This is a genomic window from Brenneria sp. hezel4-2-4 (assembly GCF_013155275.1).
GTDB lineage: Bacteria > Pseudomonadota > Gammaproteobacteria > Enterobacterales > Enterobacteriaceae > Brenneria.
Window position 1 is genome coordinate 234,579 of sequence record NZ_JABJXS010000005.1, and the last position, 24,138, is coordinate 258,716.

The 24,138-nt window shown below is 52.1% G+C and carries 23 protein-coding genes; 9 read left to right on the forward strand and 14 right to left on the reverse strand.

Annotation, left to right across the window (positions count from 1 at the left end; genetic code table 11):
• Positions 1–29: 29 nt before the first annotated feature.
• The 10 genes from atpA to asnC all read right to left on the reverse strand — a co-directional run bounded on the left by atpA (position 30) and on the right by asnC (position 8,695).
• Positions 30–1,571: a F0F1 ATP synthase subunit alpha gene (gene atpA / locus HOY33_RS13000; RefSeq protein WP_172290632.1), complete on the reverse strand. Its 1,542-nt coding sequence runs from the start codon at positions 1,569–1,571 to the stop codon at positions 30–32.
• A 12-nt stretch (positions 1,572–1,583) separates the two neighbouring features.
• Entirely contained in the window at positions 1,584–2,117 is a 534-nt protein-coding gene (gene atpH / locus HOY33_RS13005) for a F0F1 ATP synthase subunit delta (RefSeq protein WP_172290633.1), read from the reverse strand.
• A 14-nt stretch (positions 2,118–2,131) separates the two neighbouring features.
• The gene (atpF, locus tag HOY33_RS13010; RefSeq protein ID WP_109491494.1) at positions 2,132–2,602 is read right to left on the reverse strand and encodes a F0F1 ATP synthase subunit B; all 471 of its coding nucleotides are present in this window, start codon (positions 2,600–2,602) and stop codon (positions 2,132–2,134) included.
• Positions 2,603–2,667: 65 nt separating this feature from the next.
• Entirely contained in the window at positions 2,668–2,907 is a 240-nt protein-coding gene (gene atpE, locus HOY33_RS13015; protein WP_005976545.1) for a F0F1 ATP synthase subunit C, read from the reverse strand.
• A 49-nt stretch (positions 2,908–2,956) separates the two neighbouring features.
• Entirely contained in the window at positions 2,957–3,736 is a 780-nt protein-coding gene (gene atpB / locus HOY33_RS13020; RefSeq protein WP_172290634.1) for a F0F1 ATP synthase subunit A, read from the reverse strand.
• 22 nt (positions 3,737–3,758) lie between these two features.
• A complete protein-coding gene (atpI, locus tag HOY33_RS13025) occupies positions 3,759–4,142 on the reverse strand; it encodes a F0F1 ATP synthase subunit I (protein WP_172290635.1) in 384 nt (127 codons plus the stop codon).
• Between the two features lie 625 nt (positions 4,143–4,767).
• Positions 4,768–5,388, reverse strand: coding sequence for a 16S rRNA (guanine(527)-N(7))-methyltransferase RsmG (gene rsmG / locus HOY33_RS13030; protein WP_172290636.1), 621 nt, complete (start codon positions 5,386–5,388; stop codon positions 4,768–4,770).
• A 30-nt stretch (positions 5,389–5,418) separates the two neighbouring features.
• Positions 5,419–7,308, reverse strand: a complete 1,890-nt coding sequence (gene mnmG, locus HOY33_RS13035; RefSeq protein WP_172290637.1) for a tRNA uridine-5-carboxymethylaminomethyl(34) synthesis enzyme MnmG — start codon at positions 7,306–7,308, stop codon at positions 5,419–5,421.
• A 391-nt stretch (positions 7,309–7,699) separates the two neighbouring features.
• Positions 7,700–8,143: an FMN-binding protein MioC gene (gene mioC / locus HOY33_RS13040; RefSeq protein WP_172290638.1), complete on the reverse strand. Its 444-nt coding sequence runs from the start codon at positions 8,141–8,143 to the stop codon at positions 7,700–7,702.
• A gap of 90 nt (positions 8,144–8,233) precedes the next feature.
• A complete protein-coding gene (asnC, locus tag HOY33_RS13045; protein WP_172290639.1) occupies positions 8,234–8,695 on the reverse strand; it encodes a transcriptional regulator AsnC in 462 nt (153 codons plus the stop codon).
• 149 nt (positions 8,696–8,844) lie between these two features.
• Here asnC and asnA point away from each other — a divergent pair, with 149 nt between their 5' ends.
• Positions 8,845–9,837 carry an aspartate--ammonia ligase gene (gene asnA / locus HOY33_RS13050; protein ID WP_172290640.1) on the forward strand — a complete coding sequence of 331 codons (993 nt, stop codon included), beginning with the start codon at positions 8,845–8,847 and terminating at the stop codon, positions 9,835–9,837.
• A gap of 3 nt (positions 9,838–9,840) precedes the next feature.
• Here the strand turns inward: asnA and viaA are convergent, their stop codons facing one another.
• Both viaA and ravA read right to left on the reverse strand, forming a co-directional pair.
• Positions 9,841–11,310: an ATPase RavA stimulator ViaA gene (viaA, locus tag HOY33_RS13055; RefSeq protein WP_172290641.1), complete on the reverse strand. Its 1,470-nt coding sequence runs from the start codon at positions 11,308–11,310 to the stop codon at positions 9,841–9,843.
• Between the two features lie 6 nt (positions 11,311–11,316).
• A complete protein-coding gene (gene ravA / locus HOY33_RS13060) occupies positions 11,317–12,813 on the reverse strand; it encodes an ATPase RavA (RefSeq protein ID WP_172290642.1) in 1,497 nt (498 codons plus the stop codon).
• Positions 12,814–13,099: 286 nt separating this feature from the next.
• Between ravA and kup the strand changes: the two genes are divergently transcribed.
• The gene (gene kup, locus HOY33_RS13065; RefSeq protein ID WP_172290643.1) at positions 13,100–14,968 is read left to right on the forward strand and encodes a low affinity potassium transporter Kup; all 1,869 of its coding nucleotides are present in this window, start codon (positions 13,100–13,102) and stop codon (positions 14,966–14,968) included.
• Between the two features lie 28 nt (positions 14,969–14,996).
• Here the strand turns inward: kup and qseC are convergent, their stop codons facing one another.
• Together qseC and qseB are read right to left on the reverse strand one after the other, a co-directional pair.
• Complete coding sequence (gene qseC, locus HOY33_RS13070; protein ID WP_172290644.1) at positions 14,997–16,346, reverse strand: quorum sensing histidine kinase QseC; 1,350 nt, start codon at positions 16,344–16,346, stop codon at positions 14,997–14,999.
• Positions 16,343–17,005, reverse strand: coding sequence for a quorum sensing response regulator transcription factor QseB (qseB, locus tag HOY33_RS13075; protein ID WP_172290645.1), 663 nt, complete (start codon positions 17,003–17,005; stop codon positions 16,343–16,345). Before qseB ends, qseC begins: the two co-directional genes overlap by 4 nt.
• Positions 17,006–17,229: 224 nt before the next feature.
• Here qseB and HOY33_RS13080 point away from each other — a divergent pair, with 224 nt between their 5' ends.
• The 7 genes from HOY33_RS13080 (at position 17,230) to rbsR (ending at position 23,750) form a co-directional block, all read left to right on the forward strand.
• A complete protein-coding gene (locus HOY33_RS13080; protein WP_172290646.1) occupies positions 17,230–17,631 on the forward strand; it encodes a YgiW/YdeI family stress tolerance OB fold protein in 402 nt (133 codons plus the stop codon).
• Between the two features lie 294 nt (positions 17,632–17,925).
• Positions 17,926–18,345 (forward strand): D-ribose pyranase, encoded by a 420-nt coding sequence (gene rbsD / locus HOY33_RS13085; protein ID WP_172290647.1) that lies wholly within the window; start codon positions 17,926–17,928, stop codon positions 18,343–18,345.
• Between the two features lie 7 nt (positions 18,346–18,352).
• Positions 18,353–19,858 carry a ribose ABC transporter ATP-binding protein RbsA gene (gene rbsA, locus HOY33_RS13090; protein WP_172290648.1) on the forward strand — a complete coding sequence of 502 codons (1,506 nt, stop codon included), beginning with the start codon at positions 18,353–18,355 and terminating at the stop codon, positions 19,856–19,858.
• A 7-nt stretch (positions 19,859–19,865) separates the two neighbouring features.
• Positions 19,866–20,834 carry a ribose ABC transporter permease gene (gene rbsC / locus HOY33_RS13095; RefSeq protein WP_172290649.1) on the forward strand — a complete coding sequence of 323 codons (969 nt, stop codon included), beginning with the start codon at positions 19,866–19,868 and terminating at the stop codon, positions 20,832–20,834.
• 25 nt (positions 20,835–20,859) lie between these two features.
• Entirely contained in the window at positions 20,860–21,750 is an 891-nt protein-coding gene (rbsB, locus tag HOY33_RS13100) for a ribose ABC transporter substrate-binding protein RbsB (protein WP_172290650.1), read from the forward strand.
• A 74-nt stretch (positions 21,751–21,824) separates the two neighbouring features.
• Entirely contained in the window at positions 21,825–22,751 is a 927-nt protein-coding gene (gene rbsK, locus HOY33_RS13105; RefSeq protein ID WP_172290651.1) for a ribokinase, read from the forward strand.
• 3 nt (positions 22,752–22,754) lie between these two features.
• Positions 22,755–23,750, forward strand: a complete 996-nt coding sequence (gene rbsR / locus HOY33_RS13110; protein WP_172290652.1) for a ribose operon transcriptional repressor RbsR — start codon at positions 22,755–22,757, stop codon at positions 23,748–23,750.
• The last annotated feature ends 388 nt before the right edge of the window (positions 23,751–24,138 follow it).

Consider the following 24,138-nt stretch of genomic DNA (forward strand, 5'->3'; position numbering starts at 1 on the left):
GCGGCCTGCTTTACAGCAGGCCACCGGCGTTACCAGGACTGGGTTGCCTTAAAGGTATCGAGGATGCCTTTGAACTTGCCCTCGATCTCATCGTTATAAGCGCCAGTCTGGTCGATTTGTTGCAGAAGTTCGCCATGCTCACGATCGGCATACGCCAGCAGCGACGCCTCAAAGCTGCCGACTTTCGCCAGTTCAACGTCTTCCAGATAACCGCGTTCCGCCGCATACAGAACCAGAGACTGTTGCGCAACCGACATCGGCGCATACTGTTTCTGCTTCAGCAGCTCGGTCACTTTCTGACCGTGGCTCAACTGCTTACGGGTTGCATCGTCAAGATCGGATGCAAACTGGGAAAACGCCGCCAGTTCACGGTACTGCGCCAGCGCGGTACGGATACCGCCGGACAGTTTTTTCATGATCTTGGTCTGAGCGGCGCCACCCACGCGGGATACGGAAATCCCCGGGTTAACCGCGGGACGGATGCCGGCGTTGAACAGGTTGGACTCCAGGAAGATCTGACCGTCGGTAATAGAAATTACGTTGGTCGGAACGAACGCGGAAACGTCGCCCGCCTGGGTTTCAATGATCGGCAGCGCGGTCAGGGAACCGGTTTTTCCTTTTACTTCACCCTTGGTGTAAGCCTCGACATAGTCGGCGTTGACACGCGCGGCACGTTCCAGCAGACGGGAGTGGAGATAGAAAACATCGCCCGGATAAGCTTCACGACCTGGCGGACGACGAAGCAACAGAGAGATCTGACGATAAGCGACGGCCTGTTTGGACAGGTCATCATAAATAATCAGCGCATCTTCGCCGCGGTCGCGGAAATATTCGCCCATGGCGCATCCGGCGTACGGCGCCAGATATTGCAACGCGGCGGATTCAGACGCGGTAGCCACCACCACAATGGTGTTTTCCAGCGCGCCATGTTCTTCCAGCTTACGCACCACGTTGGAAATGGTGGACGCTTTCTGCCCGATAGCGACATACACGCACTTGATGCCGGAATCACGCTGGTTGATGATGGCGTCGATAGCCAGCGCCGTTTTACCGGTCTGACGGTCGCCGATAATCAGCTCACGCTGGCCGCGGCCGATAGGGATCATGGCATCGACGGATTTATAGCCCGTCTGAACCGGCTGATCGACGGATTGACGCTCGATAACGCCGGGGGCGATCGCTTCAACCGCAGAGAAACCGTCGTGATCCAGCGGGCCTTTACCGTCAATCGGCGCACCCAGCGTGTTAACCACGCGCCCCAGCAGGCCGCGGCCAACCGGTACTTCAAGAATACGGCCGGTGCATTTGACTTTCATGCCCTCGGCCAGGTCCGCATACGGCCCCATCACCACCGCACCAACGGAGTCGCGCTCCAGGTTCAGTGCAATCGCATAACGGTTGCCCGGCAGGGAAATCATCTCCCCCTGCATCACGTCGGCCAGACCGTGAACGCGGATGATCCCGTCGCTGACGGAAACAATAGTACCTTCATTGTGAGCTTCGCTCACCACATTGAACTGAGCAATGCGCTGCTTGATCAGTTCGCTGATTTCGGTGGAATTCAGTTGCATGCTCCAGTCCCCTTAAGACTGCAAGACGTCTGCCAGACGTTCCAGACGACCGCGAATGCTGCCATCTATCACCATATCGCCTGCGCGTATCACCACGCCGGCCATGACAGACTTATCAATTTTGCAATTCAGCTTCACTTTGCGTGACAGACGTTGTTCCATCGCAGCGGCTATCTTCGATAATTGCTGCTCACTCAACGCACTGGCAGAAACAACCTCGACGTCAACCGTCGATTCCTGCGCTGCCCGCAGTTGAATAAATTGTTCCAGCACTTCGGGAAGCACCGGTAAACGTCCGTTCTCGGCCATCACCTTAATCAGGTTCTGACCGGCTTCATCAAGTTGATCGCCACAAACGGCAATAAACGTTTTAGCCAGTTCAATCGGCGCCATCGCACCGGAAAGCAACTCGCCAATCTGTTCGTTGCGCGTGACTTCAGACGTAAACGCCAACATGTTTTGCCAGCGTTCAACCGCCTGGTTCTCAACCGCAAAGTCAAAAGCTGCTTTGGCGTAGGGGCGAGCTACCGTGACAAATTCAGACATCAGCCCCTCCCTCCTTACAGTTCAGCGACCAGTTTATCAACGATGTCGCTGTTGGCAGCTTCATCCACGGAACGTTCAATAATTTTCTCGGCACCGGCGATAGCCAACATGGCGACTTGCTTACGCAACTCTTCACGCGCGCGTTTACGTTCGGCTTCAATTTCAGCCTGCGCCTGCGCCACAATTTTGTTACGTTCGGCTTCCGCTTCCACTTTCGCTTCATCCAGGATTTGAGCGCGGCGTTTGTTTGCCTGCTCAATGATGACCTGCGCGTCCGCTTTGGCTTTCTTCAGTTGATCTGTCGCATTGGCCTGCGCCAGGTTCAAATCTTTTTTGGCACGTTCGGCAGAAGCCAGACCGTCAGCAATTTCTTTCTGACGTTTCTCAATGGCAGCCATAATCGGCGGCCATACATACTTCATGCAGAACCAGACAAACAGGACGAACGCAATGGCCTGGCCGAGGATTGTTGCGTTAATATTCACAGCACAATGCCTCTTTCAAAGTTAAATAAGTTGATGTTTCAATCCCGGCGGAAAACATTTTCCGCTTAGGCCACCGCAAACATCACATACAGGCCCAGACCAACAGCAATCATCGGGATGGCGTCAACCAGGCCCATTACGATAAAGAACTGTGTACGCAGCAGAGGAATCAGGTCAGGCTGACGCGCAGCACCTTCCAAGAATTTACCACCCAGAATGCCGATACCGATCGCAGCACCGATTGCCGCCAAACCCATCATTAACGCGGCAGCCATGTACAGCAGATCCACACTCAGGTTTTCCATGACAGTCTCCAGTTTATTTCAGTTAAAACGTTATTGTGTTGAAAGAAAATCAATGCTCTTCAGATGCCATCGAGAGATAAACAACCGTCAGAACCATGAAAATAAAAGCCTGAAGCGTAATAATCAAAATGTGGAAAATGGCCCAGGGCACATTCAACAACCATTGCGACCACCACGGCAGCAAGCCGGCAATCAGGATGAAGATCAACTCACCCGCATACATGTTGCCAAACAGTCGCAAACCAAGAGAAACCGGCTTGGACAGCAGGCTGACACCTTCAAGAATCAGGTTGATAGGAATAAATACTGGATGATTGAACGGCTGCATGGTCAGTTCTTTAACGAAACCACCCACCCCTTTCATTTTGATGCTGTAGAACAGAACCAGGGCGAAGACCCCCAGCGCCATTGACAGCGTAATGTTGACATCGGCAGACGGCACCACGCGTAGAGCGGGCAGACCAAGAACATGTTCGCCGATGTAAGGCAGAAAATCGATTGGCAGCAGATCCATCAGGTTCATCAGGAACACCCAGACGAAAATGGTCAGCGCCAGCGGCGCGATCAGCTTGCTTTTGCCATGGAACATATCGCGCACGTTGCTATCAACGAAGCCGACAATCAGTTCGACCGCCGTTTGCAATTTACCCGGCACACCGCTGGTCGCATTTTTGGCAACCCGGCGGAAGATCACCAGAAAGAGGATCCCAAGAGCGACAGAGAAAAACATCGAATCGATGTTGATCGACCAGAATCCCGTTCCCACCTGCAAATGCGTCAGGTGATGACCGATATACTCTTGCGGAGTAGAGATTTCTCCAGCAGCCATGATGTCTCTTACCCTTTTGTTGTTAATTACGGTAACGATTAATAACGGCCGGTGCCGCTATCTGCATAACCAGCACCGATAAATAAGTCAGGCCAAGCGGAAAAAAAGCCGCGTTGAATACGCCCAACGCCACCACCAACAATGCAATGGTGATCAATACCTTGAGTGCCTCACCGATGGCAAATGACCAGGCAACGCGTCCATCCGCGGGTTTGTCCGACTGACGACGCAAGGCAAACAGCACAAACAGGACATTCGGCAACCAAACCGCCAGCCCCCCGCCTAACGCGGAAGCTCCGGCTTCAACACTGCGAACAGCGAAAATAACGCTCAACAGGGCAAAAGCAGCAAACTGCAGTAACAGCAGCTTCAAAGCCGTTTTTCCGCTGTAAAAGGATACAGGCATGGCGTTTGCTTTCTCCGTCCCTTCCAGAGGTATGCTGAATGACGTATAAAACTGCCTTTATACCGTTGAGTCAAGCAGCAAAAAACGAGCAAATTATACGGGTCATACCTGCGAATTCAATGGATAAGTAGCGAAAAGGTGAACAATTATTTAAATTTCTTTCCGGCGCTTCATTTTGGCTGGCAATCATAATCGCACCTATGCGGTGTAATTAATTTCTAAAGGCCTCTAATATGTGATACGCCTCACACAAACGATTCCTTAACATTTCATAATAGATCACGCTATTTTTTATCTTTGGCCAAGAAAGCTATTTATTCAATTTAAATTCAATAAGTTAAAAAGAAATAACCTAAAAACATCCGATAAACATAATTTCAACTATCTATTGACATTATTGATATTATTTTTTTACTTAACCAACACAAAAATCCGCGAATTTTTGGCGTCCTGGAGTTATTTTCGCCAGTGACTATTAATCGTGAAAGTATATCCCTCATCCGAAAAATACCGCATATGTGAAATTTTGGTGATCGTTAATCGCCAAACGACCAAACCGCATGTCCAGAATGTGAATAACCGCCGGCGAAATAATTAGTTATAATTTTTTTGATAAAACGCAAAATTAATTTGGTTTAAGTACAATCAGATGGCGCTCGCCTTCCAATTCCGGCACCGATAAGCGGATCGCCTGCTCTAACTCAACGCCTTCAGGAAGCGTCTTCAGTTCATCCTCAGGCAACATGCCTTTCAGCGCATAAAAGCGTCCTGACGGTCTGGCGGGAAGATGATGACACCACATAACCATATCCTGTAGCGAAGCAAATGCCCGGCTGATAATACCGTCAAAGGGCGGTTCGGCAGGAAAGTCCTCAACCCGGCTTTGCACCGGGAAAATGTTTTCAAGCTGTAATTCGTGCTGCACCTGACGCAAAAAGCGAACGCGTTTTCCCAGGCTATCAAGCAAAGTAAAGTGCGCTGACGGACGGACGATCGCCAGCGGGATCCCCGGCAATCCGGGGCCGGTTCCGACATCGATAAAGCGTTGCCCCTGCAAATAAGGCTCGACTACGATACTGTCCATAATATGGCGGATAAGCATCTGCCGGGGCTCGCGAACCGACGTCAGATTATAGGCTTTATTCCACTTATTCAGCATTTCAACATACTGTATTAATAAGTCTTTTTGCCTGTTGGAAATCACAATGCCGGCAGTTTCCAGCAAATTATCAAGAGTGTGGCGCACAATAAGATCCCGGGAGTTATTCACGTTGATTCAGGCGCTGCGGCGCAGCAGGCCCTGCTTTTTCAACCAGACCAGCAAAATGGAGATCGCCGCGGGCGTAATACCGGAAATACGCGAAGCCTGACCGATTGAACCCGGTTTATGATCGTTCAGTTTGGCGATCACCTCATTGGACAAACCGTTAACCTGGCGGTAATCCAGATCGGCTGGCAAAAGCGTATTCTCGTTGCGCAGCTGCTTCTCGATTTCGTCCTGCTGACGGGCGATATAACCTTCGTATTTAACCTGAATTTCAACCTGCTCCGCGGCTTGTTGGTTCGTCAACGCCGGCGCAAATAACGGCAGGGCGGTCAGCAGAGCGTAATCCACTTCAGGACGGCGCAGCAGTTCCTCGCCGTTCGATTCGCGGGAAAGCGGCGTTTTCAACAAGGCATTGACCTGTTCCAACTGCTCCGACTGCGGGTGAACCCGGATATCGCGTAAACGCTGACGCTCTTTTTCTATGCTTTCCAGCTTCTCGTTAAAACAAGCCCAGCGATAATCATCGACCATCCCCAGTTCACGGCCGATTTCCGTCAGGCGTAGATCGGCGTTGTCTTCCCGCAGCATCAGGCGATATTCCGCCCGTGAAGTGAACATCCGGTAGGGTTCTTTGGTGCCCAACGTACAGAGATCGTCAACCAATACGCCCAAATAGGCCTGATCGCGGCGCGGCGCCCAACCTTCCTGATCGAAGGCCAGACGGGCCGCGTTTAAGCCGGCGAGCATCCCCTGCGCGGCGGCTTCTTCATAACCGGTGGTGCCGTTAATCTGGCCGGCAAAGAACAGACCGTGGATGAATTTGTTTTCCAGCGTGGTTTTCAGATCCCGCGGATCGAAGAAATCGTACTCGATGGCATAGCCCGGTCGAACAATACGGGCGTTTTCCATCCCGGTCATCGAACGGACGATCTGCCACTGCACGTCAAACGGCAGGCTGGTTGAAATGCCGTTGGGGTAGATTTCGTTGCTGGTTAACCCTTCCGGCTCCAGAAAGATCTGGTGCGAATTGCGATCGGCAAAGCGCATCACTTTATCTTCAATGGAAGGGCAATAACGCGGTCCGATCCCTTCGATGATCCCGGCATACATCGGGCTGCGATCCAGATTATTGCGGATCACCTCATGGGTTTTTTCGTTGGTATGAGTGATGTAGCACGGCATTTGCGCCGGATGCTGGCTGGCTTGTCCCAGGAATGAAAATACCGGCATGGGATTATCGCCATGCTGCTGAGCCAATACGCTGAAATCAATGGTTCTGGCATCGATACGCGGCGGCGTACCGGTTTTAAGGCGATTAACGCGCAGCGGCAACTCACGCAGACGCCGCGCCAGAGGAATCGAAGGGGGATCGCCAGCACGTCCGCCGCTATAATTATCCAGGCCGATGTGAATTTTTCCGTCAAGGAAAGTACCAACGGTCAACACCACCGCTTTAGCGCGGAATTTTAGCCCCATCTGGGTAACGGCGCCGACCACGCGATCGTTTTCAACGATAAGATCGTCGACCGCCTGTTGGAAGATCGTCAGGTTGGGTTGGTTTTCCAGCGCGGTGCGCACCGCCTGCCGATAAAGCACGCGATCCGCCTGTGCCCGGGTTGCCCGCACCGCAGGACCTTTACTGATGTTTAGTATCCTAAACTGAATGCCTGCCTGATCGACGGCGCGAGCCATCAGTCCCCCCATGGCATCGATCTCTTTAACCAGATGGCCTTTTCCAATACCGCCGATCGCCGGGTTACAGGACATTTGTCCCAACGTATCGATATTGTGCGTCAGCAAAAGGGTTTGTCGTCCCATCCGCGCTGAAGCCATCGCGGCTTCCGTGCCGGCATGACCGCCGCCGATCACGATGACGTCAAAAGGATCTGGATAAAACATGGTACTGCTCCTCGCATGGTTGCGAATGAATAATTGCCAACGATCGTTACTTGCCCTGGGGTGGAGGATTCTACTCAACTTTACGCAAACGACCAAGCGCGTTGGATCGTCGTTAATTAAAGAAAGATCTTTTTATTTAAAGATCTCTTTATTAGATCTCTTATTAGGATCGTCAGTTTGTGTGGATAAGTGATTATTCATATTAAGGATCAAGATATTAGTGAAGATCATTAGCTGTGAATGATCGGTGATCCCGCATCGTATAAGCTGGGATCTTAATGCCTGGTTATGCACAGGACAAAAAACAATCAGCGGTTGTTATTGGGATAACTACCGCTTTTACACCGTAATAAAGCCTACTTATCCACATTCAACTGCTGAATATTTCGTCTTATTTGAGTAAATAAGTCCAGGATCCTAACCATTCCTCTGCGGGATCTTCCGGAATTTCGTGCTCGGTGATATCGATCTGTAGAATGTCGCCGATCCTTTTGGCGCCCAGTTGGCTCAATACACGATCCGCGGTGAGGATCGCACCGCAAAAGGTGTCGTACTCTTTACTGCCAATGCCGATCGCGCCAAAACGCACCTGGGAAAGATCGGGTTTACGTTCTTCAAGCTGTTCGAACAACGGTTGCAGGTTTTCCGGCAGTTCGCCGGCGCCGTGGGTTGATGTGACCACCAGCCATAAACCGCTGTTCGGTAACTCATCCAGTTCGGGGCCGTGCAACATCTCGGTGGAGAAGTTTTCCTTTTCCAGCAGTTCGGCTAAATGTTCCGCAACGTATTCCGCGCTGCCCAAGGTACTGCCGCTGATTAGCGTAATGTCTGCCATACACGATCCCACCTGATATAAGACGGAACATTGTACGCTGTGATCAGGCTGGGATCTACCTGTGGATAATAGGGGTATAAGGAAAAGGCGCTAGGGGGCGATCGTCCGCATGATGGGGTTTTGCAGCGAGATCAACGTTTCCGTGGACTGAATTTCATCAATCGTTTGGATCTTGTTGATAAGTACATGTTGCAGGGCGTCGATCGAGCGGCACATGACCTTAATGAAGATGCTGTAATGGCCGGTGGTGTAATACGCTTCCACCACCTCTTCCAGGTTGTTCAGTTTTTCCAATGCGGACGGATAGTCTTTGGCGCTTTTCAAAATGATGCCGATAAAGCAGCAAACGTCATACCCCAGCTGTTTCGGACTCACGTCCAGACGGGTGCCGATGATGATCCCCGCCTGTTTCATTTTTTCCACCCGGACATGGATGGTTCCCGGGCTGACGGCAAATTGCTTCGCCAGTTCGGCGTAGGGGGTGCGGGCATTTCCCATCAACGCGGTAAGGATGCCGCGATCGAGATTATCAATCTGATAAATTTCTGTCACTTTTAGCCCCTTAAATTACCGAATTTTCATTTTATACCGCTATAAAATGATGGATTAAAGTCATAAAGGCAATTTATCCATAAGATTATTGAATACCCGTACCTTTCGTTGCTTAATTAGCAACTAAAGCGATTGATGAGAAAGCGGCAATGAAAAAACAATACATCCAAAAACAACAACAGATCAGTTTCGTTAAATCTTTTTTCTCTGATCAACTGGAACAACTGCTGGGGTTGATTGAAGTTCAGGCGCCGATCCTCAGTCGCATTGGCGATGGTACGCAGGACAACCTCTCCGGTACGGAAAAAGCGGTGCAGGTTAAGGTTAAAGCGTTGCCGGACGCTTGCTTTGAAGTGGTGCATTCGCTGGCGAAATGGAAGCGTAAAACGTTGGGCGCCTACGATTTCAGTAGCGGTGAAGGGATATATACCCATATGAAGGCGCTGCGCCCTGACGAAGATCGCCTTAGCCCGATTCACTCCGTCTATGTGGATCAGTGGGACTGGGAACGCGTAATGGGAGAGGGGGAACGCCATGTCGGCTACCTGAAATCAACGGTGACGCGTATCTATCAGGGGATTAAAGCGACCGAAGCCGCCGTTCATCAGGCTTTTGGCATCAAACCTTTCCTGCCGGAACAGATTCAGTTTGTGCATACTGAAACCTTGTTGGAGCGCTATCCCGATCTGGATGCCAAAGGGCGCGAACGTGCTATCGCCAAAGAGCTGGGCGCGGTGTTTTTGATCGGTATCGGCGGTAAATTATCCAGCGGGCAATCTCATGATGTTCGCGCTCCGGATTATGATGACTGGACGACGCCGGGAGAGCAGGGGTTGGCCGGATTGAATGGCGATATTGTCGTGTGGAACCCGATACTGAATGATGCTTTCGAAATCTCCTCAATGGGAATACGTGTGGATGCGGTTGCGCTGAAACGCCAGCTTTCGCTGACTCAGGATGAAGAGCGGCTGAAACTGGACTGGCACCAGTCGCTGCTAAGTGGCGAAATGCCGCAAACCATCGGCGGCGGTATTGGTCAGTCGCGGTTGGTGATGCTGTTGTTGCAATTGCCGCACATCGGTCAGGTTCAGTGCGGTGTTTGGCCAATGGCGGTTCGTGAATCCGTACCCGGTCTGCTTTAAGCGTCAGCCCTGCTGCCAGCGCCGCATCAGGCGGCTTTTTAACCCGGTGTCGAAGCGCCAGATATGGTCGAAAATACGCATGATGCCCGGTTTGCCATGATCGGACATCGCTACGGCATGAAACCGGTGCTGTAGCTGTTTCTGACGCTGTTTGACTTTACCGATCAGGTCGTCCGGCAGGCGTTGGGCAATAAAATCTGAAATGACCACGGCATCGGCATCATGCCAAAGTTGGTCGTCCATTTTATCCAGCAACGCGGATAAACAGGCGCTCAGATCGGTTCCACCGCGAAAGGCCTGGCTGAGAAAGCGTACGGCCTGTTCGAGTCCGTCAGCGGTGGTCAGTTCATATCTCACGATGCCGGTTGAAAAAAGCATGATGTAACAACGGCGGTTGTCCGCCAGGGCGATACGTAATAGCGCCAGACAGAAAGCCTTGGCGCAGCGTTCGTTGAATCCGCCCATTGATCCGGAAGTATCCACGCAGACGATAAATGGCCCGCGCGGCTGCTGCTCATTCTGTTGGTGGATCACCGGCCGCTCGGCGGTTTTTTCACGCCAGTTTTCCCCTTGCAAGCGATAAGTCAGCAGACGATGTTCCAACAGCCGGCGATAGAACTCATATTCCAGCTCGCTTAGGCTCATCGCCGCCAGCTCAGCCGGTAATAACCGCAGGATATCGTCGCTCTGGTGAATCCCGCTGACTTGTTCAGGAACGGTTGCGGGTTCGCGAACCATCACGCGGAACGTTTCTTTCGGCGCATCCTGACTGAGGATGGATTTTGTTTCGCGGCTGCGTCCTAACCGTTCGGCCAGGCGTTGCAGTGCTGGTTGTCGTTGCAGGAAAGCGCCGAAGTCCAGCAGGATTTTTGGGTCGGTGTGAATCCGCTGCCCCGCGCTGAGATCCCACAAGCGCCCCGCCGCATGTTCGTTTTCAGCCAGAATCGGCTCCAGTTTGCCGCTCAGCGTCAGACGCTGCTGTAATTCATCCAGCAGGATCTCGCGCTCCTGTTCCATTACCTGATGGTGCAGGGAAACGGTTTGCAGCGTCAGGCTCAACCGCCAGCGTTGTAGAAACAGGGCGTGTAATCCGCTGCTGATTTTTTGCCCTAACGTGTATTCCGGCTGGTGTATCAGCCGATCGGCCTGCGTCAGAAAGGGCGATTCAACTGTGCTTAGCATGTTCATGATTCGTGGCAGGCGAGTCTGAAACGCCTGATTGTCCACCGCCTGAGCGCGTTGATAGCAGGAGAATTCCGTTTCCAGCTCCGGCGGCGCCGGTGTATTGCGCAGACGCTGTTTTAAGGTGGCCTTCCAGTCGGAAAGGTCGTTGAGCAGCGCTGATTTGAGGTTGGGATATTTTTCAAAGAAAGTCGCCAACTGTGGTGTCGCCAGCAGCGTTACCACCAGATCGTCCAGTAGTTCGTTTTCGTCTATCGACAGCAGTATTTCCAGCGATTCCAAGGTGAGCATCGGCGCTTAATCCTGCTCTGATAGCTGAATCTGTTCGGCAACCCGTTGCAGACTGGCTTCAATTTTTGCCAGCCATTCTGTGGGAACGAACAGACAAGGCTGATGTTGACTGAATAATCGCCGTTGTTCATTTAACTGAATTTTCAGCTTTTCATATTCATCCAGAAGTTCGGCCGGTAGTGCGCCGTCGCGTTTTTCAGGCAGAGAAAGAATGGAAGATTGCAGGCTGATGTCCCGGATGGTCAGGTGATGGCGATCGTCCACCAGCAGATCCAGACGCTGGGTAAAACCGATGCCGTTCAGTTTTCCCCGAATTTCGCCGCCTTTCTGTAGCCAGTTTTGCAGCGCGTTTTTATCGATAGTCAGATGCGTGACTTCAATATCGTTAAGGATTAACGGACGTTGCAATACCAGGTTGAGCGAATCCGCCGTTAGCGATTCAGGCAAGGAATAATGGAATTTTCGGCCTAAAAAAGTTGTCTGTTTTTCCACGCAAAGCGCCTGCGACTCGCTCTGTCGTATCTGATATTGTTGGCGCTTCAGGTTGACCTGTTGTAGACGGAACAGCAAATTCTGCTGCTGGTAGGCCTGCTCCGTAACCAGCTGTTCAAGCTGCTGTTCTATCAGTGTTAATGTGTCTCTGTCGTACCAGAGACAGTCTTTCAGCAGAATGATATCCACCGGGGTGATGCTGTCCCGTCCGCTGAAAAAAGCACAGGCCTGAAGTAAACGCAGGGCTTTTTTCCAGCGCCGGTCGGACACATAAGGAGATTGCTCCAGGGTGTCCAGGCGCTGGCGAAGTTGATAGATCAATTCAAAACCGTTTTCCGGCAACGCGACGTGGTCAATATCCTTTTGCCACTGTTGATATTCTTCATCACTGACGCTGACTGAAGGGCTGACCGGGTTGTCGCGTTCGCTGCCGTTATTCGCCAGCAAGGCGCGGAAATTCTGTTTTTCCTGTACCCGATCCAGCCACAGACGAATGAGCATCCGGTCATACAGCGCTTCCAGACTGCCGTCGGCTTCAGGCAACTCATTGGACGCGGTGACCAGAAGACGCATGGGGATAGCGTCCTCGCTATTGCCGTTGCGGAAACGACGTTCGTTAATCGCCGTCAGTAACGTGTTTAAAATGGCGGGGCCGGCTTTCCAGATTTCATCCAGAAAGACAATCTCGGCTTCCGGCAGATAACCCTCGGTTAATCGCTGATAACGACCTTCATCCTTTAATGCCTGAATAGACAAAGGGCCGAAGACTTCTTCGGGGGTGGAAAAGCGCGTCATCAGGTATTCAAAAGCCTTCGCCTGACGAAAAGCGAATTTAAGACGCCGGGCAATCATGCTTTTGGCAATGCCCGGCGGACCCAGCAGAAAAACGCTCTCTCCACTTAATGCCGCCAGCAAACACAAGCGGATGGCATGTTGTCGTTCATACAGTCCGTGTTCAAGCGCATTACTGAGGCGCGAAATTCTGTCAGCCAACGCGGCGGATTGAAGCATAATTAATCAATCATTCCCATGGTTTCATTTGCAGCAGAAGCGGTATCTTCAAAAGGACGCTTTTCAGCAGAATAATTAGTGTAAAAATAAACGGCAGATCACATATTTTTATTAGTTGATTATTGGCATTTCTGATGCGGTTAATCAATAAACCACCTTTTACAGGATGTTTCATATCCGATATAAAAATGGGCTTTTTCCCTGATTTGTCATACTGTGCGCTTTTGGGCGAATCGCCGGGGAAAACGGCGATTCGCTAACGGATTGATAATAGAAGATAAGTTCTATGAGTTCAGAGCATAAACGTTCGCTTTCGGCCGTTACGCTGGCAGCGATAGGGGTGGTTTACGGGGATATAGGAACCAGCCCGCTGTATACGCTAAGAGAGTGTTTGTCCGGGCAGTTTGGTTTTGGTGTTACGCCTGACTCGGTATTTGGCTTCCTCTCGTTGATCTTTTGGTTATTAATTATTGTGGTCTCGTTTAAATACCTGACCTATGTCATGCGAGCCGACAACGCCGGAGAAGGCGGCATACTTACGCTTATGTCGCTGGCCGGGCGCAATACCTCTGACCGGATGACCTCGGTGTTGGTCATATTGGGGCTGATTGGCGGCAGTTTCTTTTACGGCGAAGTCGTCATTACGCCAGCCATATCGGTGATGTCGGCGATGGAAGGGATGGAGATCGCCACGCCGTCGATGGATAGCTACATTGTTCCCCTGTCCATCGTTGTTCTGACGTTGCTGTTTATGATCCAAAAACGCGGTACCGGCAGCGTGGGGAAATTATTTGCGCCGGTCATGTTGATCTGGTTTCTTACGCTTGGCGCTCTGGGCGCGCGTAGCATTATTGAAAACCCCCAGGTGTTGCAGGCGCTGAACCCGATGTGGGCGGTGCATTTCTTCGTCGAATACAAAATGGTGTCTTTCTTCGCGCTGGGGGCGGTGGTTCTGGCTATCACCGGTGTGGAAGCGCTGTATGCGGATATGGGACATTTCGGCAAATTTCCTATTCGTCTTGCCTGGTTTACCGTCGTGCTTCCGTCGCTGGCGCTGAATTACTTTGGTCAGGGCGCGTTGCTGCTGAAAAACCCGGAAGCGATTAAAAATCCCTTCTTTCTGCTGGCGCCCCAGTGGGCGCTGATTCCGCTATTGCTATTGGCGACGCTGGCGACGATCATCGCTTCACAGGCGGTGATTTCAGGCGTGTTTTCCCTGACGCGGCAGGCCGTTCGTCTGGGGTATCTGCCGCCGATGCGCATTGTGCATACCTCTGATATGGAGTCCGGGCAGATCTATATCCCGGCGATTAACTGGCTGTTATATATCGCCGTGGTGATAGTCATCGTCAGTTTCGAGCACTCCAGCAACCTGGCCGCGGCATACGGCATCGCGGTGACCGGCACAATGGTATTGACCAGTATTCTGTTTTGCACGGTGGCGATAAAGAACTGGCACTGGCATCGCTATCTGGTGTGGATATTACTCACCGGCCTGCTGTTGATTGATGTTCCGATGTTCCTGGCCAACGTGGTGAAAATCTTGTCCGGCGGCTGGCTGCCGCTAGCATTGGGCGTGGTGATGTTTATTATTATGACCACCTGGAAAAGCGAGCGTTTCCGGCTGTTACGCCGTTTGCATGAACATGGTAATTCACTGGATGCGATGATTGCGTCGCTGGAGAAATCCCCGCCGCTAAGGGTGCCGGGCACGGCGGTTTACCTGTCGCGCGCGACGCATGTTATCCCGTTTGCTTTATTGCACAACCTGAAACATAACAAGATATTGCATGAACGGGTGGTGCTGTTGACCATGCGAACTGAAGATGCGCCTTACGTACTCAATGCCCGCCGGGTGACGGTTGAACAACTCTCGCCGACGTTCTGGCGGGTGATCGCCAACTATGGCTGGCGTGAAACGCCCAATGTGGAAGAGGTGTTTCACCGCTGCTGGCAGGATGGATTAACCTGTCAGATGCTGGAAACCTCGTTTTTTATGTCCAATGAATCGCTGACGATGGGGAAACGCCCCTGGTATCTGCGTATCCGCGGCAAGCTGTTTATGGTGCTCAGCCGTAATGCCCTACGGGCCGCTGATCAGTTTGAAATTCCGCCCAACCGGCTGATTGAACTCGGTATTCAGGTGGAGATTTAATACGCGCAAGGGTCGGTTAGACCGGCTCTTACCAACTGACGGATGCTATTAATCCTCCCGCGGGCCGGTTGGCGAGATTGACCTGCATACCGTGCAATCGGGCGATATTGTTCACAATGGACAGCCCTAAACCGCTGCCGGATTTTTCCTGTCCCGGGGGACGGAAAAAGCGCTCGCCGACCCGCGGCAATACGTCGTCGCTTATGCCCGGCCCGTCGTCGGCGATCTGGATGTTTCGCTCGGTGAGCGTCAGTGTTACCGTTCCGCCTTCACGGCTGTAGCGAATGGCGTTATCAAGCAGATTGCGGATCAGCAGCGTCAGCAGCAGCGGGTGTCCCTGCCGGACAACGGGATCGTTTGGTACATTCAGCATCAGTTCAATACCTGCCGCCTGCGCTTTATGATAATGGTCGATAACCATTTGTCGCAGCAGCGTCTGCAACTCAACGGGTTGTTGACCGTCGACGAATGATTCTGAATCCAGTCGGGACAGCGTTAACAACTGATCCACCAGCCGGGCGGCGCGATCGATTCCCTCATCCAGATTATTCAGGGCATGGCGGCGCACTGGCTCGTCGTCATGCGCCAACTGCGCCAATTCAGTCTGTACCTTCAGCGCCGCCAGCGGACTGCGCAACTCATGCGCCGCATCCGCGGTAAATCGACGTTCGCGCACCAGCATGTCGCTGATGCGGGCAAACAGATCGTTCAGTTCACTCACCAAAGGGCGAACTTCCTGGGGAATATTGTGGATATCCAATGGCGTATCATCTTCCGGCGGGCGTTGGCGCAACTGCGTGGTAATACGTTTGAGCGGCGACAATTCACGAGAAATCATCCAGAACATTAAAATCAGCATCGCCGGCAGGGCGAACAGCCAGGGCATGAGGTTGGTCTGTACAATATCCAGCACCATATCCTGGCGGTATTCCCATTCCTGACCGACCACGACGACATAGCGATTATCCGCCGTCGCCAGCCATACCATGCGCCACCGGTCGTTGTCGTCGCGCAGTCTGCCGTCGGTAAAACCGTTTTGCGAATAGTTGAAGATAAAATCTTTACCGTTCTCACCGTCATTCAGCACCATCTGTCCGCTACGGGTGAAAATGGCAAACGCCAGCGCGTCTTCTTCCTGATTGCCCCGGCGGTCGCGAACCCAACTTTTGGTTTGCGGCAATGATGCGGACGCCGGGTTTATCTCCTCCGGGTTCATGGTGGCGAGCCGCTTGGCGAATAACATCTGCTGGGTATCAAATAATTCATTAATATTATGACGGGTTTGATACCACGACAGGAAACCGGCGCTTCCCCAGCAAATCAGCGTCAGCAGAATAAAGCCGGCAATCAGGCGCAAGCGCAGGCTGAGATGCGTCATTGCGCTTCTCCCAATATATAGCCGACGCCATGTACGGTGTGGATAAAGTTGCTGCCCAGTTTTTTACGCAGGTGGTGAATGTGGACTTCCACGGCGTTGCTCGAAACATCATCGTCCCAGCTATAGAGCTTTTCTTCCAACTGAGAACGCGTCAGCACGCGGGCGGGATTCATCAAAAACAGCTCCAGCAGCGCCAGCTCACGGGATTTAAGCATCAGTGGCTCATTGTTGAACGTAACGGTACGGGAACCCGGTTCCAGCGATACGGCGCCGTGGGTGAGCGTCGGCTGTAATTGACCATGCCGGCGGCGGATTAACGCTTGCAGGCGGGCGGCGACCTCCGCCAGCGCAAAAGGTTTGCACAGATAGTCATCCGCGCCGAGCTGCAAGCCTTCAACCCGTTGTTCCAGCGCATCCCGCGCGGTAAGGATCAATACGGGTTCGTCATGTCCCGCTTGACGCCAGTGACGCAGGATTTCCAGCCCGTCCATTTCCGGCAGACCGAGATCGAGAACCACGGCGTCGTAGGGGGCGGCATCCAACGCGGCTAACCCTTCTTTGCCCTGCGTAAACCAGTCAACATTAAAACCGAGCTTAATCAGCCCGGCTTTCAGGCCATCGCCGATCAAGCGGTCATCTTCTATTAGCAATATTCTCATACCGTCCACCAGGTTGCTTATCGCGATGTTATACGGTTTAACGCACGGCGCTGGCAACCAGAAAACCGTCAAACGCGGAGCGCTTCGCAGTATTTATTAAAGATAAGGAAATCTGACCTATCCTTAAGATCCTGTTAAGAACATTTTGTTTTACTTTGCGCGTAAAACAAATCACGCGCAGTTTTGCTGCGCGGCAAATCGAAAGAAACTAAGGAAACCAAGCTATGAAAAAAACAGCTGCTGTATTCGCTATCGCCGCACTGTGTGCCGCACCGGTTTTCGCCGCACAAACCGGCGGGTTTGTCGATCCTAAAGCGCCTGCCGCTCATAGCCAGAATGCCGCTGGCGGATTTATCGGCCCTCAGGGGAGCGTAACGACGGTTGCGAAAGCCAAAGAGATGAAAGACGACAGTTGGGTTATCCTGCAAGGCACCATCGAACAGCGCATCGGGGGCGAAGACTATCTGTTCCGCGACGAGTCCGGCACCATCACGGTTGAAATCGATGATAAATACTGGAACGGGCAGACCATTACCCCTCAGGATAAGGTTGAACTGCAAGGGGAACTGGATAAAGGGTTCAGTTCGGCCGAGTTGGATGTCAAACAGGTGAGAAAAATCCAGTAGTAACATCATACTATTAGCCGATGGGCGGATAATTCGCCGCCCTTTTGTTCAGTATTGATTAATCCAGCTAATGGGTGGATACAAGACGAATACGTTTTTTCAAATCCACTTTTTGTCTTCGCGCCATCTTTTCAGCGTTCATCAACAGCTCTCTTCCCAAAGCGCCCGTTTTTTCCCGCGCGCGAGCGAAACGTTTCGATAACGATCACATTTTCGTTACGTCCTCTTTGCCTTTCTAACTTATCTTTTTCTAATATGACCATCAGCGAAACGTTTCGCTGATGGGATAAAAAGATGAAAAAAGCGGTATTACTGAACTCTGAGGTTTCTGCTGTTATTTCACGTTTGGGGCATACCGACCAGGTAGTGATTTGTGATGCAGGGTTGCCTATTCCTGACACCACGACCCGAATCGATCTGGCATTAACGCATAACGTTCCAGGATTTTTGCAGGTTGTGGATGCGGTAATCAGTGAGATGCAGGTAGAGGCCGCCATTCTGGCGGAAGAGATCGTCGAAAAAAATCCAACACTCCATGACGCATTACTTGATCAATTAAAACAACTTGAGCGACACCAGGGAAACTCAATTGAATTGCATTATGTCAGCCATGAAGTTTTTAAAACCCAAAGCGGGAAAAGCCGGGCCATCATTCGCAGTGGAGAATGTTCCCCGTATGCCAATGTCATCCTTTGTGCTGGCGTAACGTTCTGAGGCATCAATGCAACCTTTACTGCAACTGCAAGGAATTAATAAGGCTTTCCCCGGCGTTAAGGCGCTTTCCGGCGCTGCATTAAATGTTTACCCGGGAAGAGTGATGGCGCTGGTGGGCGAGAATGGCGCCGGTAAATCCACCATGATGAAAGTGCTGACCGGTATCTACGACAAAGATTCCGGCAGCGTGCATTTCCTGGGAAAAGAAGTGGAGTTTAACGGCCCTAAAGCCTCACAGGAGGCGGGGATTGGCATTATTCATCAGGAACTTAACCTTATCCCCCAACTCACCATCGCCGAGAATATTTTCCTGGGACGGGAATTCACCAATCGCTTTGGCCGCATTGACTGGAAGAAGATGTACACGGAGGCCGACAAACTGCTGAAGCGCCTGAATCTGCGCTATGACAGTCGCCGCATGGTGGGCGAATTGTCGATTGGCGATCAGCAGATGGTGGAGATTGCCAAAGTTCTGAGCTTTGAATCGAAAGTCATCATTATGGATGAACCCACCGATGCGTTGACGGACACGGAAACCGCGTCGCTATTCAGCGTGATCAAAGAACTGCGGGCCCAGGGGCGCGGCATTGTTTACATTTCTCACCGTCTGAAAGAAATTTTTGAAATATGCGACGACGTCACCGTGTTCCGTGACGGCCAGTTCATCGGCGAACGCTCGGTCAGCGAGTTGCAGGAAGATCGGCTTATTGAAATGATGGTGGGCCGTAAGCTTGAAGAGCAGTATCCGCGACTGAATCAAACGCCGGGAGACGTCCGTCTGCTGGTGAAAAATCTTTCCGGGCCGGGGGTCGACGACGTTAGCTTTATCGTTCGCAAAGGGGAAATTCTTGGTGTGGCGGGGTTAATGGGGGCCGGCCGTACCGAGTTGATGAAGATCCTTTACGGCGCCCTGCCGCGCACCAATGGCTATGTGGCGCTGGATGGCCGTGAAGTGGTGACCCGCAGACCGCAGGATGGTTTGGCGAACGGCATTGTCTATATCTCTGAAGATCGAAAACGTGATGGGCTGGTGCTCGGCATGTCGGTCAAAGAGAACATGTCATTAACCGCGCTGCGTTACTTCAGCCGTCGCGGCGGGCAACTCAGGCACCCTGAAGAGCAGTTGGCCGTCGGCGATTTTATCCGCCTGTTTAATATCAAGACGCCGTCAATGGAACAGCCTGTCGGGTTATTATCTGGCGGAAACCAGCAAAAAGTGGCGATCGCCCGTGGGTTAATGACTCGCCCGAATGTACTGATCCTTGATGAGCCTACCCGCGGCGTCGACGTGGGGGCGAAGAAAGAAATTTACCAGTTAATCAATCAGTTCAAACAAGAAGGGCTGAGCATCATCCTGGTGTCGTCCGAAATGCCCGAAGTTTTAGGAATGAGCGATCGCATTATTGTGATGCATGAAGGCCGTTTGAGCGGTGAGTTTCCGATTGAACAAGCCACCCAGGAAGCGCTGATGGCAGCGGCCGTTGGTAAGCAATACGGCGTAAAGCAGGAGTAAGTCAGACATGAGTTCCCAATCTATCACGGCAAAACGCTGGTTCAGCAAAGAATGGCTATTGGAGCAGAAATCGCTGATCGCCCTGCTGATCCTCATTGCGGTTGTTTCCGCCATGAGTCCGAATTTTTTCACCCTCAACAACCTGTTCAATATTCTCCAGCAAACGTCGGTGAATGCCATTATGGCGGTGGGAATGACGCTGGTCATTCTCACTTCCGGCATCGATCTTTCCGTGGGTTCTTTGCTGGCGCTGACCGGCGCGGTTGCCGCCTCGATTGTCGGTCTTGAGGTTAATGCGCTGCTGGCGGTTTTCGGGGCATTGGCATTAGGCGCGATTATTGGCGCGGGGACGGGTGTTATTGTTTCCAAAGGCAGGGTTCAGGCGTTTATCGCCACGTTGGTGATGATGCTATTGTTGCGCGGCGTGACCATGGTTTATACCAATGGCAGTCCAATCAACACCGGTTTTTCCGATGTAGCGGACACCTTTGGCTGGTTCGGCATCGGCCGTCCCTTGGGTATTCCCACGCCGATCTGGATTATGGCCATCGTATTTGCGGCGGCCTGGTACATGCTTCATCACACCCGGTTAGGCCGTTATATCTATGCGCTGGGCGGGAATGAAGCCGCCACCCGACTGTCCGGCATCAGCGTTGATAAAATTAAAATCATCGTCTATTCCCTGTGCGGCTTGTTATCCGCACTGGCGGGAATCATCGAAGTAGCGCGTTTATCGTCGGCTCAGCCTACCGCTGGAACAGGCTATGAGCTTGATGCCATCGCGGCCGTGGTGCTGGGGGGCACGAGTCTGGCCGGCGGCAAAGGGCGTATTGTCGGCACATTGATAGGCGCGCTGATCCTTGGGTTCCTTAACAATGGATTGAATTTGTTAGGTGTTTCTTCTTACTACCAGATGATCGTCAAAGCAGTCGTCATTTTGCTGGCGGTTTTGGTAGATAACAAAAGCAGTAAATAACCTTTATTCACACAGGAATTGAGCTATGAATATGAAAAAACTGGCTACTCTGGTTTCTGCTGTTGCGTTGAGCGCGACTGTCAGCGCCAATGCATTAGCAAAAGATACGATTGCTCTGGTGGTATCAACATTGAATAACCCGTTCTTTGTGTCGATGAAAGAAGGGGCGCAGAAGGAAGCTGACAAACTGGGCTATAACCTGGTGGTGCTGGATTCTCAGAATAACCCGGCTAAAGAGCTGGCTAACGTTCAGGACCTGACGGTTCGCGGCACGAAAGTGTTGCTAATTAACCCGACCGACTCCGATGCGGTCGGTAACGCTATCAAGCTGGCTAATCAGGCGAAAATTCCGGTGATCACGCTCGATCGCGTAGCCAGCAGCGGTGAGGTTATCAGCCATGTGGCTTCTGACAACGCCTTTGGCGGTAAAGTCGCCGGCGATTTTATTGCCAAACAAGCGGGTGAAGGCGCCAAAATCATTCAGTTGGAAGGCATCGCCGGAACGTCAGCGGCGCGTGAGCGCGGCGCGGGATTTATGAAATCGGCTGAAAAGAACAAATTCGCGATCCTGGCTAGTCAACCCGCCGACTTCGATCGAACCAAAGGGTTGAACGTTATGCAGAACCTGTTGACCGCGCATCCCGATGTGCAGGCCGTATTTGCTCAGAATGACGAAATGGCGCTCGGCGCGTTGCGTGCGCTGCAAACCGCAGGTAAAAACGATGTGCTGGTGGTGGGATTTGACGGTACGGAGGATGGCGTGAAGGCGGTTGAGTCAGGCAAACTGGCGGCAACGGTCGCGCAACGTCCCGATCAGATCGGCGTCATCGGCGTTGAAACTGCGGATAAGGCGCTGAAAGGCGAGAAAATACAGGCCATTATTCCAGTTGATCTGAAACTGGTGACTAAACAATAAAAAGATAAAGAAAAGCAGGGCGAGCGCCACCGTATCAACGGTGGCGCATAATAAACATGTCGGAATTCAGCATAATGAAAACGGGTAAGCTGGTGGTGCTGGGCAGTATTAATGCTGACCATATTCTCAATCTGGAGCAGTTTCCCCGCCCGGGTGAAACGGTGATCGGTAAGCAATATCGAATCGCTTTCGGCGGCAAAGGCGCCAATCAGGCGGTAGCGGCCGGCCGAAGTGGAGCGGATATCTCGTTTATTGCTTGTGTCGGCGATGATGATATCGGGGCGCGGATTCGCCAGCAGTTGTCCGATGACAGAATTGACGTTTCGGCGGTTGAGGCTGTCGCTAACGAAACAACCGGCGTGGCCTTAATCTTTGTAAACGGCGAGGCGGAGAATATCATCGCGATTAATGCCGGCGCCAATGCTGCGGTTACGCCTGACTATCTGAACCGTCACCAGCAGCAGATAATTGATGCCGACGCCTTGCTTATGCAGTTGGAATCGCCGCTGGAAACCGTTCTTGCTTCAGCCAGGCTGGCGCATGAGAATCACACCCGCGTTATCCTTAACCCCGCGCCAGCCTGTGAACTGCCCGATGAATTGTTGTCGTTGATCGATATCATCACGCCGAATGAAACGGAAGCCCAGCGCCTGACGGGGATCGCCGTCAACACAGAAGACGACGCTGCCGGCGCCGCTCGGGTATTGCACCAAAAGGGCATCGCGACCGTGTTGATCACGTTAGGCAGCCGGGGCGTCTGGTTGAGTGAAAATGGTCAGGGGCAACGTATCCCCGGCTATCGGGTTCAGGCTGTGGACACCATTGCCGCCGGGGACACGTTCAACGGCGCACTGGTAACGGCGCTGTTGGAGAATCAGTCGATGTTGTCTGCCGTAAAGTTCGCTCATGCCGCCGCCGCGATTGCCGTCACCCGCCCGGGCGCTCAGCCTTCCGTACCGTGGCGTGAAGAGATAGATGCTTTCTTGCAATCCCAGAGGTGAACTTTGACGACCATGAAAGACGTCGCCCGTTTGGCGGGCGTTTCCACCTCTACGGTTTCTCACGTTATCAACAATAACCGCTTTGTCAGCGAGATTATCCGCGCCAGAGTGATGGCTGCCGTTGAACAACTGAATTACGCGCCTTCAGCGCTGGCCAGAAGTCTTAAAATAAATCAGACACAAACCATAGGCATGCTACTGACCGTCAGCAATAACCCTTTTTATGCCGAAGTGGTGCGTGGCGTTGAACGGTGTTGCTATGAGCGGGGCTACAGCCTGATTTTGTGCAACACCGAAGGCGATCCCGACCGAATGAGCCGCAGTCTGGAAACATTGCTGCAAAAACGCGTCGACGGCGTACTGCTGCTGTGTACGCAGAACCACCGTCCTTTGCCTGATATGGTCAGTCGCTATCCTTCTATACCGATGGTGATGATGGATTGGGCGCCGTTTGATGGGCATGTTGACGTTATTAAGGATAATTCTCTGCTGGGCGGCGAGATGGCGACCAATTACCTTATTTCCCGCGGTTACCGGAAAATCGCCTGTATTGCCGGTCCAAAAGATAAGGCGACCGCCTATAACCGGCTGGAAGGATATCGTCAGGCGATGCAACGCGCAGGATTGGCGATTCCGGCTGACTATGAGATTTTTGGCGATTTTGAATTTGAAACAGGTTATCGGGCGATGCAGCAGCTGTTATCGCTGAACGATAGGCCGGATGCCGTTTTTGCGGGTAATGACGCCATGGCCGTTGGTGTTTACCATGCGCTGTATCAGGCTGGATTGGTGATCCCCCGGGATATGGCGGTGATTGGCTATGATGATATTGAGCTGGCCCGCTATATGTCTCCCCCGCTGACGACAATTCATCAGCCGAAAGACGAACTTGGCGAATTAGCCGTCGATACGTTACTTCATCGTCTGGAACACCCCGATACAGAACCGAATATTCTGGTGCTGACGCCAGAGTTAATGGTGCGAAAGTCTGTTGGATAACGTGTTTTGCCGAAGAACGCGAGAAAATGGCGCTGAAAAAAAGCGCATAGTGTCGCCTTTTCCCGCGCATTGCCGAAAAAAAACGCACTCGGTCGCTTTTTTGCATTTAGCGCTTGTAAGCCGCGGGGAAGTGCCTATAATGCGCCTCCACTGACACGGCAACGGCGATTACGCGGTTGGGGTGACGGTAAGAGGTCAGGCAATAATCACTTGACTTCACAGCGGAATTGCATAACATATGCGGCCCGCGCCACGGTTGCCGTGGCACTGCTCTTTAACAATTTAATCAGACAATCTGTGTGGGCACTCACAAGACAATATCGGCAAACGATATAAAAAAGTCTTGAAGAGTGACTGACAGTAAATTCATTACGAATAAACAGTTATT

Bases quoted from the DNA above. Each gene is read 5' to 3' on its own strand.
- rbsB (WP_172290650.1), top strand. From the start codon at position 20,860: ATGAATATGAAAAAACTGGCTACTCTGGTTTCTGCTGTTGCGTTGAGC.
- atpH (WP_172290633.1), bottom strand. From the start codon at position 2,117: ATGTCTGAATTTGTCACGGTAGCTCGCCCCTACGCCAAAGCAGCTTTT.
- qseB (WP_172290645.1), bottom strand. From the start codon at position 17,005: ATGAGAATATTGCTAATAGAAGATGACCGCTTGATCGGCGATGGCCTG.
- atpE (WP_005976545.1), bottom strand. From the start codon at position 2,907: ATGGAAAACCTGAGTGTGGATCTGCTGTACATGGCTGCCGCGTTAATG.
- viaA (WP_172290641.1), bottom strand. From the start codon at position 11,310: ATGCTCACCTTGGAATCGCTGGAAATACTGCTGTCGATAGACGAAAAC.
- HOY33_RS13080 (WP_172290646.1), top strand. From the start codon at position 17,230: ATGAAAAAAACAGCTGCTGTATTCGCTATCGCCGCACTGTGTGCCGCA.
- rbsC (WP_172290649.1), top strand. From the start codon at position 19,866: ATGAGTTCCCAATCTATCACGGCAAAACGCTGGTTCAGCAAAGAATGG.
- rbsD (WP_172290647.1), top strand. From the start codon at position 17,926: ATGAAAAAAGCGGTATTACTGAACTCTGAGGTTTCTGCTGTTATTTCA.
- mnmG (WP_172290637.1), bottom strand. From the start codon at position 7,308: ATGTTTTATCCAGATCCTTTTGACGTCATCGTGATCGGCGGCGGTCAT.
- mioC (WP_172290638.1), bottom strand. From the start codon at position 8,143: ATGGCAGACATTACGCTAATCAGCGGCAGTACCTTGGGCAGCGCGGAA.
- atpA (WP_172290632.1), bottom strand. From the start codon at position 1,571: ATGCAACTGAATTCCACCGAAATCAGCGAACTGATCAAGCAGCGCATT.
- atpB (WP_172290634.1), bottom strand. From the start codon at position 3,736: ATGGCTGCTGGAGAAATCTCTACTCCGCAAGAGTATATCGGTCATCAC.
- rbsK (WP_172290651.1), top strand. From the start codon at position 21,825: ATGAAAACGGGTAAGCTGGTGGTGCTGGGCAGTATTAATGCTGACCAT.
- asnA (WP_172290640.1), top strand. From the start codon at position 8,845: ATGAAAAAACAATACATCCAAAAACAACAACAGATCAGTTTCGTTAAA.
- qseC (WP_172290644.1), bottom strand. From the start codon at position 16,346: ATGACGCATCTCAGCCTGCGCTTGCGCCTGATTGCCGGCTTTATTCTG.
- kup (WP_172290643.1), top strand. From the start codon at position 13,100: ATGAGTTCAGAGCATAAACGTTCGCTTTCGGCCGTTACGCTGGCAGCG.
- atpI (WP_172290635.1), bottom strand. From the start codon at position 4,142: ATGCCTGTATCCTTTTACAGCGGAAAAACGGCTTTGAAGCTGCTGTTA.
- rbsA (WP_172290648.1), top strand. From the start codon at position 18,353: ATGCAACCTTTACTGCAACTGCAAGGAATTAATAAGGCTTTCCCCGGC.
- ravA (WP_172290642.1), bottom strand. From the start codon at position 12,813: ATGCTTCAATCCGCCGCGTTGGCTGACAGAATTTCGCGCCTCAGTAAT.